Below are 4,137 nucleotides of genomic sequence, written 5' to 3' on the forward strand. Positions count from 1 at the left end.
CGCCCGCGGGCGGCCACAAGGGCCGCCCCTACAGAGTCTGCGCGGCGGCAAGCCGGCCGGCCCGCCGGTGCGGGACGGCAAAATACGGGCTCTGGGCATGAAAGAAACAGGACGCCGCAGTGCTGCGGCGTCCTGTCTGTTCCATCTGCGGGGTTACTCACCCACCACGGCGGCGCAGCGGTCGCACAGCTGGTTGTGGTGGCCGTCGGCGCCGATGTGCTCGCTGTGGTTCCAGCAGCGGGGGCACTTGGGGGACTCGTCCAGGGCGACGGCGATGGTGCAGGGGATGAGGCAGTCCTCGCTCTTCTCCCCCTCCACGGCCCCGGTGGTGACGGTGACCTTGGAGACGATGCACAGGGAGGCCAGATCCACCCCGGCCAGGAAGGCGGCGTCGGACTCGGACACGGAGAGGGTCACGTCGGTGTCCTGGGCCTTCTTGAGCACGCCGGCGTTACGGGCATTCTCCAGGGCCTTGTTCACCGCGTCGCGGAGGCTGACCAGCTTCGCCCAGCGATCCTTGGCGGCCGCGTCCAGGGCAAAGGCGGCGTTGTCGCCGGGCATGTCGTTGAACAGGACGCTCTCGGCGTTTACGCCCTGGGCGTGCTTCATGGCGTGCCAGATCTCGTCGGAGGTGAAGGCCAGGATGGGGGCGATGAGCCGGGTCATGCCGTCCAGGATGTGGTACAGGGCGGTCTGGGCGGAGCGGCGCTCGGCCTCGGCGCCGCAGTAGAGCCGGTCCTTGATGATGTCCAGGTAGAAGTTGGACATGTCCACCACGCAGAAGTTGTAGACGGCGCGGTAGACGGCGTGGAACTCATAGCGGTCGTAGGCGGCGCGGGCGGTTTTGGCCAGCTCGTTGAAGGTGTGCAGGGCGTAGCGGTCCAGCTCCATCAGGTTTTCCGCCGGCACCAGATCCCGGTCGGGCTCGAAGTCGCACAGGTTGCCCAGCATGTAGCGGGCGGTGTTGCGGATTTTCAGGTAGGCCTGGGAGAGCTGCTTCATGATGTCCTTGGAGATGCGCATGTCCTGGGTGTAGTCGGCGGAGGCCACCCACAGGCGGAGCATGTCCGCGCCGTAGTCCTTGATGACCTCGTCGGGGGAGACGGCGTTGCCCAGGGACTTGTGCATGGCCTTGCCCTCGCCGTCCACCGTCCAGCCGTGGGTGGCGATCTGCTTGTAGGGGGCCACGCCGTTCACGGCGATGGAGGTGAGCATGCTCGACTGGAACCAGCCGCGGTACTGGTCGCCGCCCTCCAGATAGAGGTCGGCGGGGTACTTGAGGTAGGGGCGCTCGGCCGCCACGGCGGCCCAGGTGGAGCCGGAGTCGAACCACACGTCCATGATGTCGGTCTCTTTGGTGAAGTGGGCCTTGCCGCACTTGGGGCAGACGAAGCCCTGGGGCAGCAGCTCGGCGGCCTCCCGGTCAAACCAGACGTTGGAGCCGTGCTCCCGGAAGAGGGCGGCCACGTGGGCGATGGTCTCGGGGGTGACGATATCGGCCCCGCAGTCCTCGCAGTAGAAGATGGGGATGGGCACGCCCCAGACGCGCTGGCGGCTGATGCACCAGTCGTTGCGCTCGGTGATCATGGAGGTCATGCGCTCCTTGCCCCACTCGGGCTTCCACTGGATGGAGTCGCAGGCCTTCACCGCCGCGTCCTTGATGGCGTCCACGGAGCAGAACCACTGCTCGGTGGCCCGGTAGATGATGGGGTGCTTGCACCGCCAGCAGTGGGGGTAGGAGTGGGTGATGTTCTCCTTGGCCACCAGGAAGCCCTCGGCCTCCAGATCGGCCACCACCATGTCGTTGCCCTTGGCGTAGAACTGGCCGTTGTAGCGCTCGTCGGTCATGACGCCCTTGGCGTTGACGGGCACGGGCACGCCGATGTGGGTCAGGCCGGCCTTGTCGTACTGCTGGCAAATCTGGAAGTCCTCCGCGCCGAAGCCGGGGGCGGTGTGGACGCAGCCGGAGCCGGCGTCCAGGGTGACGTGCTCGCCGTTGAGGATGACGCTCTCCCGGTCGAACAGGGGGTGCTTGGCGCGCATCAGCTCGAACGCGCTGCCCTTGAGGGTGGCCAGCACGGTGCAGGCAGCGTAGTCAATGCCCGCGGCCTTGCACACGCTCTCGGCCAGATCCTGGGCCAGCACGTACACATCGCCGCCCGGCACCTGGAGGAGCACGTAGTCGAACTCCGCGTTGAGGCAGATGGCGTAGTTGCCGGGGATCGTCCAGGGGGTGGTGGTCCAGATCACGAAGTAGGTGCGGGACAGGTCGGCATACTGGCCCAGCTTGCCCTTGTCGTCGGCCACGGGGAACTTGACGAAGATGGTGGTGCAGGGGTCGTCGGCGTACTCAATCTCGGCCTCGGCCAGGGCGGTCTGGTCAAAGGGGCACCAGTACACCGGCTTCATGCCCTTGTAGATGAGGCCCTTCTCCGCCATCTTGCCAAAGACCTCGATCTGCTTGGCCTCAAACTCGGGCAGCAGGGTGATATAGGGGTTCTCCCACTCCCCCAGCACGCCCAGGCGCTGGAACTGGCCGGTCATCTTCTCGATGTAGCTCTCGGCGTATTCCCGGCACTTGGTGCGGAACTGGGCGGTGGTCATCTCGTCCCGCTTTACCTTCTTGTCCTTCAGAACGGCGGACTCGATGGGCAGGCCGTGGGTGTCCCAGCCGGGTACATAGGGGGCGCACCAGCCGGTCATGTTGCGGTGCTTGACGATCATATCCTTGAGGATCTTGTTCAGGGCGGTGCCGATGTGGATGTTGCCGTTGGCGTAGGGAGGGCCGTCGTGGAGGACAAAGGTGGGCTTGCCCTCGTTGCGCTTCACCATCTTGTGGTAGAGGTCGTGGTCATACATCTCCTGGAGCATCTCCGGCTCCCGCTTGGGCAGGCCCGCCCGCATGGGGAAGTCGGTCTGGGGCAGGTGGACGGTCTGGTTGTAGTCCATGGGTCAGTTCTCCTTTATCTTTGATATAAAAACAGGTTGGTGTAAAGGCGTGCGCCCTTGCCGAAATTGGCAAAAACAAAACGCGCCTTTGTCTCCTGTAAGAGACAAAGGCGCAAACCTCTGCGGTACCACTCTCATTGCCGCGGCGTGCCGCGGCCCCTCGAAGGCCGGTAACGGGGCCAGCCGTTCCCGCTTACTGCCCCAGGGGGGATTCGGCGGGACGCTCGGAGGTGATCTTCCCAGCCCTTCCCTGTCCGCCTTGCACCAAAACGGCGGCTCTCTGCGCAGGGGCGGGGACGGTACTCGTCCTCTTCTCGGCGTTTTGCGAAATAAAAGATACTCGGAGACACGAAACAACGTGTCTCCGAGTATCTTACCCGTTAAATGCCCTTCTGTCAAGGGGGTTTACTTGATTTCATAGTCCTTGCCGAACTGGAGGTGGTCAAAATCGATGCGGCGGGTGGGCTCGGTGGGCTCCTCAGCCTCCTCCGGACCGTGGGAACGGCTCAGCTCCAGCAGCTCGGCATACAGGCCGCCGTCCTTCTCCTTGGCGCCGCCGCCGAGATCCACCGTGTCCTCCGCGTCCTCCTCCGGCGCCTCACCGGCCACCAGCTTCTCCACGCTCTGGGAGATGTCCTGGGCGGCAGAGGCAACCTGGTCCACTACAGGCTCCGCCGGGGCGGAGAGCTTGGACAGTCCGTTGAGGTAGTCCATCTCGTGCTGATAGAGCTCCTTGAGCTTGCCCACATAGGCGGCGGTGGCGTTCTGGGCGGCGGTGAGGCGCATCTGCTCGCTGCGGATGTCCTGCTGCAGCTCCGCAATACGGGCCTTGGCCTCCGTCTCCGCGTTCTTCAGCAGCTCGGCCTTCTTGGCCTCCGCCTGGGCCACCAGCTCGTCGGCCATCTTCTGGGCGGTAAGCAGGGCCTTGCGCATGGCCTCCTCGGTGGAGCGGTACTCCTCCACCTTGTCCACCAGTACCTTCATCTTGGCCTTGAGGGTGGCGTTTTCCTTATAGAGCGTGGTGTAGTCCGCCGTCAGTACGTCCAGAAATTCATCCACCATCGCCATGTTATAGCCGCCGAAGGACGCCTTGGCAAAGGCGTGCTCGGAAACTTCCTGTGGTGTCAGCATAACGTCATTCCCCCGATTTGTTCATGTCTTCCCCGCCCGATGCGGAGCATCGGGCGG

2 protein-coding genes and 1 other annotated feature are annotated in these 4,137 nt (G+C 64.5%); both genes read right to left on the reverse strand.

Going from position 1 to position 4,137, the window contains the following annotated elements:
- Nucleotides 1-153 precede the first annotated feature (153 nt).
- Nucleotides 154-2,949, reverse strand: a complete 2,796-nt coding sequence (gene ileS, locus HMPREF0372_RS15160; protein WP_007494354.1) for an isoleucine--tRNA ligase — start codon at nt 2,947-2,949, stop codon at nt 154-156.
- Between the two features lie 97 nt (nt 2,950-3,046).
- Nucleotides 3,047-3,274: a binding site (T-box leader), on the reverse strand.
- Nucleotides 3,275-3,354: 80 nt separating this feature from the next.
- Nucleotides 3,355-4,080, reverse strand: coding sequence for a DivIVA domain-containing protein (locus HMPREF0372_RS15165; protein WP_007494356.1), 726 nt, complete (start codon nt 4,078-4,080; stop codon nt 3,355-3,357).
- Between the last annotated feature and the right edge of the window lie 57 nt (nt 4,081-4,137).

It is taken from the genome of Flavonifractor plautii ATCC 29863 (assembly GCF_000239295.1).
Classification (GTDB): Bacteria; Bacillota; Clostridia; order Oscillospirales; family Oscillospiraceae; genus Flavonifractor; species Flavonifractor plautii.

What these genes read in the sequence shown, in the direction of transcription:
- ileS (WP_007494354.1), bottom strand. Translation starts at nt 2,949, where the DNA reads ATGGACTACAACCAGACCGTCCACCTGCCCCAGACCGACTTCCCCATG.
- HMPREF0372_RS15165 (WP_007494356.1), bottom strand. Translation starts at nt 4,080, where the DNA reads ATGCTGACACCACAGGAAGTTTCCGAGCACGCCTTTGCCAAGGCGTCC.